The sequence below is a fragment of the Chamaesiphon sp. VAR_69_metabat_338 genome (assembly GCF_031423935.1).
GTDB lineage: Bacteria > Cyanobacteriota > Cyanobacteriia > Cyanobacteriales > Chamaesiphonaceae > Chamaesiphon.
The window spans coordinates 1-5313 of sequence record NZ_JANPGM010000544.1 but is presented as its reverse complement, the minus strand read 5'-3'; the positions used below and the strand labels follow the sequence as shown (position 1 = coordinate 5313).

Here is a 5313-nt window from a genome sequence, read left to right as displayed (position 1 = left end):
GTCCTCGTTCAGGAAATCATGATCGTTACCCCCGCGATCTCTAACCTCATCCGCGAAGGTAAAACCGCCCAAATCTATAGCGCGATCCAAACCGGAGCCAAATTAGGGATGAACACCATGGAATCGATCCTCGCCAAGCACATTCGGGAAGGTACCATTTCCTTTGAAACAGGCATTGCCAAGTCCTCCCGACCAGACGAACTCCAACGTCTCATTGGCTCGACACCGATGGCAACGAATGGTCGGAATTAGGGAATAGGGAATAGATGATAGGGAATAGGGAATATTAATATTACCGACCCCCTCATCTCTAATATTTAGCCCTAACTCCTAACTCCTATAGCCCCTAATCTCTAACCCCTATTCCCTAGCCCCTATTACTATGCCCACTTTTATCGCTGAAGTCCGTGACTCCCAAGGGAACGTCAAACAAGAAAAAATTGACGCGCAAACAGTAGATTCTGCGCGGACAAAACTCAAGAAAAAATATCAATTTATTCAAAATATTCGCCCAGCCAGATCTTTTAACATCACCAAAATCGATCTCAAAGACATTGAAGCCGCGATCAATCCGGTGACAGTTAGGGATAAAGCGGTATTTTCGCGGCAGTTTGCAGCAATGGTCAATGCGGGGGTGGCAATGGTGCGCTGTTTGACGGTGCTCTCAGAACAGTGTAACAACCCTAAGCTGCGCAAAGTGCTCACGCAAGTCAGTGCCGACGTCCAACAGGGGATTAACCTCTCCGATGCCATGCGCCGACACCCAGACTGCTTTGATACGCTCTATGTCAGCATGGTACAAGCTGGTGAAGTGGGTGGGGTGCTCGATGAAGTCCTCAATCGGCTGGCAAAAGTGCTAGAAGATATGTCTCGTCTGAAGAACCAAGTTAAAGGGGCCATGGCTTATCCCGTTGCCGTCGGGATTTTGGCAATTTTAGTCTTTTTGGGGATGACAATTTTCTTGATTCCGGTATTTGCAGGGATTTTTAAAGGATTGGGTACCGAATTACCTGGCTTGACCCTGTTTATGTTGGGTGTCAGTGGTGTTTTAACAAGTTGGCTAGTGTTAATTCCGATCTCGGTGATTACTGGTTTGATTGTTGGCTACACTCAATATTACAAAACGAAAATTGGCAAACTCACGATGGATCGGTTTTTCTTAAAAATGCCGATTATCGGTGACTTAAATGAAAAATCGGCAACCGCTAGATTTTGCCGAATTTTTGGAACGTTAACTCGATCGGGCGTACCCATTCTCAATTCCCTCGATATCGTCCGCGATACTGCTGGCAATCAAGTAATTGCTAATGCGATCGAAAAATCCAAGCTGGAAGTCCAACAAGGGGGGATGTTAAGTAATGCGCTCCAACGCGAAAAAGCTTTCCCGTCACTCGCGATTCAGATGATTAGTATCGGCGAAGAGACTGGAGAATTAGACACGATGATGATGAAGGTTGCTGACTTCTATGAAGATGAAGTCGAGCAAGCTGTCAAAGCACTCACCAGCGTGCTCGAACCAATTATGATGGTTTTCCTCGCCGGTTTGGTGGCCGTAATCTTGCTATCGATGTATTTACCAATGTTCAAAGTATTCGAGAAACTTGGCTAAGATTTCGATCTCGATCGCTTAGACATGCAAGCGATCCTATATCCCCGACTTCTTGTCTTGCTGTCTTGACCCAAACACATGCGGAGGGAACCTCCGCGTGATTTGGGTCGCTATACCCTCGGGGAACCCGTAGACGAGAGAAGCGAGGCGTGTCGCAGACGGAGCGCGAGCCGCTGCTTGAAGAAGTCGGGGATATGTTAACAATACTCGATCTCTTTGACTAGCTAATTATTCACATTCTATAAGTTGCTTGCATTGATTGATGCCGCTTTTAATTACTCACCCTAGCCGCTCGGAGCATAGCCAAGATAATGTCTTCGATTAAACCATCAGATTACGAACAACTTTTAGCTCGATATAGCAATCATCATCAAGCAGTAGAATTGCTCAAACTATATCGTCCGTATCTAGAAATGATTCCGAGCATGAGAAGATCGGAAGAAAGTTTGATTACGATCCCTTTACCTGTTATCGAGCTGCGCAAAGTTGTATTAGGACAACAATTAAGTCAGTTTTCACCAGTTACCGCTACCGCTAAAACTATCCTATTACCCTGCGATCTGGCGTATCTAATGTGCGATCCGGAATGGAAAATTAAAATGGGTGGTGAGATTGTTATTTTTATCCATCGTCCCACAGAAGATCTATCAGATTTGCTCGCGCGGTGGCGGCAGACGCAGGTATTATTAAACAATGATTATGAATGGGTAATGCCCCAATATTACCAGCATATTATCGGGGAAGGTGCCGAACGTATATATCCATTATTCGTGTTATTGAGTCAGACACCCGCACGGATCGAACAGGGATTGACTGGCGCACACTTGCCGTTTGTGATTGCGCCAGTCGATCGATCGCCGCTGCCAGAATTAATTTTGCCCGAGCGCGGCACCGAACTATCGGATCTTTAGCGATCGAGATGTCGATAAGTAGGATCGAGATCTTGCGGATCGACACCAATTTGTTTGAGATAGTTATCGAGTATTGCTAATCTCCGCTCGGCAATTTCTGCCCGGTCGATCGATCGAGCTTGCTGTGCTACCAGCTCGCTATTAACTTTAATTTGAGCTTGCAGTTTTTGTTCGAGTTTTTTAATCATCGACCAAGCTTGGTCGGGATTAATTTCCGATTGTTTTTGTTGAATTTTTTGAGCTAGCGCGGTGGTGGGATGGCGATCGAAACTATCGATTGCAGGTAGTGGTGACGCCCCTACTTCTGTCTCAATTCCAGTTGTTTCCGCACGCTCTGACAAGTTCTGAGCCAGCCACAGCACTTTGTCATCTCGTTTGAGAATCAGTTGTCCGGCAATTGTTTTAATTGTAAAAGTACCAGCGGCAACAGTAATATTCTGGACGGGATACCAGCTACTTTTAAAGCTGACCAAGATATTCATATTAAACCGTTGTTTATCTTGAAATTTCTCGGTCGGCCACCATTTTTTCCACAATATTGCCGGATCGGTATTTAAAATTCGATAGCCAGCAGGGGTAACATAATGCTTGTATTCAATAAAACCCGCCCGACTGGCATCGCCAAACATCACAAAGTCACGATCGATTAATAAGCGATCGATTAAGTCTAAAAATGGTGAATTATGTTTGACGATCGCGGTTCTCGGTTTACTATCTAAGTACATAATCGCGATCGAATCGCCATTCCTAGCTAGCAGTTGGGACAGATTGCCACTCACTTCTAGCCGCAGATTGGCACTAGCCAACAGTTGATTGCTACCTTGAGCAAATTTTTCAATCAGTTTGTGGTCGTCCAAGTCGAAAATATTAGACATTGCCGATTTCTCGCTAATCATTTTAGTTAAGGTAGGTAAGGTGAATTAGGCGGCTAAAAGATCGATGATTAGTTAATTAATATAAGTCGTAACAGTAGGATCTCTCCATAACTAATTACGTGCTAGATTGTCCAGCGATCTCGATCGCACTTTTCGAGCGATCTGTGACATACCGAGCGAGTATTTGCATCAATCATAACTGAGGGATCGAGCGATTCGTATCCGACAAAAGTCGGAGATTTAGTCTACTTACTATCCCAGAAAACCCCAGCGAATCGATATGTCAAGCGAGATTATTCGATCGGTAGTACCACGATCGCCTGAACTAGTGCGAGTGTTAAGGATAATGGCCGACTGCCAGTTGCGCATCTCTAAAAAAAACCACTTTACTGGGATTCAGGTAAAGTGGTTGTCGAGCTAGAGCGACTAATCTAATTAAGAGCCAGCCAATACTTGTGCTGGCTGGGTCGCTTCTCGGCGACCAGTTTCGCGATCGACAATTTTGCGGAACTCCTCCCCATCGATCGTTTCCTTATCGATTAAGATCTCCGCCAAAATATCCATCAACCAGCGATGGGACTGGAGTAGATCCAGGGCTTGCTGATAGCATTCCTTAACAATTTTCCGCACCTCGCGATCGATTTGAGCGGCGACAATTTCTGAGTATTCTTGATGCTCGGTGTCCATAGCCACCAATCCGAGTTCGGACATGCCCATTTGCGCCACCATCCAGCGGGCAATTTTGGTGAGGCTTTGGATATCGCTACTCGCCCCCGAATCGACCTCATCTTTACCAAAGACAATTTCTTCGGCAGCACGTCCGCCCAGTTTGACGGTAATCATTGCCCGCAACTTGGCACGACTCTCCAACCCATGTTCTTCGTTAGGTGTAGACCAAGTCAGCCCGATGGCGCGACCGCGCGGTAAGACGGTAACTTTCTGGAGTGGGTCGTGTTCGTCGAGCAAGGTGATGAGCAGGGCATGACCGATTTCGTGATAGGCCGTCATGCGCTTGAACTTGCCATCCATCACGACCTTACCTTCCATCCCCGCCATCACCCGATCGATCGCATCGTCAATTTCGCTAATCGTGATCGCGTCTTTGTGGCGACGGGCGGTGAAGATTGCGGCTTCATTTAATAAATTGGCTAAATCTGCACCGGTAAAGCCAGTCGTCCGGCGTGCTACTGCTTCAAGCGAGAGTTCGGGATCGACTTTCTTATCGCGCACGTGGACTTTTAAAATCGCCAACCGACCTTTGTAATCGGGCGGATCGACTTGGACTTGACGATCGAACCGACCCGGACGCAGGAGCGCGGCGTCTAATACATCGGGACGGTTGGTAGCGGCGATGATAATTACGCCATTATTGCCCTCAAATCCGTCCATCTCAGTCAGCAATTGATTGAGGGTCTGTTCGCGCTCGTCGTTACCGCCACCGATGCCGACGCCCCGCTGACGACCCACTGCATCGATTTCATCGATGAACACCAAGCAGGGCGCATTTTCTTTGGCTTTTTTAAATAAGTCGCGGACGCGGGAGGCACCCACACCGACAAACATTTCGACGAATTCCGAACCGGAAATACTAAAGAACGGGACGCCAGCTTCACCCGCGATCGCTTTAGCCATCAATGTTTTACCAGTTCCGGGCGACCCTACCAACAGGACGCCTTTGGGAATCTTCGCGCCAACAGAGGTAAACCGTTCGGGTTCTTGCAAGAACGTCACCACTTCTTGAAGTTCTTCTTTGGCTTCTTCAATGCCCGCCACATCGTCGAACATGACACCCGTTTTTGCCTGCATCTGAAAGCGAGCGCGGGATTTGCCAAAACTCATGGCCTGTCCGGACGCATTGCCCGAGCGGCGGATAATCGCCGAGAGTACCGTAATTACGAATACCAAGAGCAACACGTTG

The 5313-nt window shown here is 47.3% G+C and carries 4 protein-coding genes and 1 pseudogene; 3 read left to right on the top strand and 2 right to left on the bottom strand.

Annotation, left to right across the window (positions count from 1 at the left end):
- From RMO84_RS15005 to RMO84_RS14995, 3 genes and pseudogenes are all read left to right on the top strand, one after another.
- Window positions 1-252 (top strand): annotated as a pseudogene (locus RMO84_RS15005) (twitching motility protein PilT); the annotation flags it as partial.
- Between the two features lie 130 nt (window positions 253-382).
- Complete coding sequence (locus RMO84_RS15000) at window positions 383-1609, top strand: type II secretion system F family protein (protein WP_310489250.1); 1227 nt, start codon at window positions 383-385, stop codon at window positions 1607-1609.
- A 311-nt stretch (window positions 1610-1920) separates the two neighbouring features.
- Window positions 1921-2520: a hypothetical protein gene (locus RMO84_RS14995; protein ID WP_310489249.1), complete on the top strand. Its 600-nt coding sequence runs from the start codon at window positions 1921-1923 to the stop codon at window positions 2518-2520.
- Here RMO84_RS14995 and RMO84_RS14990 read toward each other — a convergent pair.
- Together RMO84_RS14990 and ftsH are read right to left on the bottom strand one after the other, a co-directional pair.
- Entirely contained in the window at window positions 2517-3395 is an 879-nt protein-coding gene (locus RMO84_RS14990) for a hypothetical protein (protein ID WP_310489248.1), read from the bottom strand. The two genes, RMO84_RS14995 and RMO84_RS14990, sit on opposite strands and share 4 nt — an antisense overlap.
- Window positions 3396-3830: 435 nt before the next feature.
- The coding region (gene ftsH / locus RMO84_RS14985; protein WP_310489247.1) for an ATP-dependent zinc metalloprotease FtsH at window positions 3831-5313 on the bottom strand (1483 nt) is incomplete at its 5' end.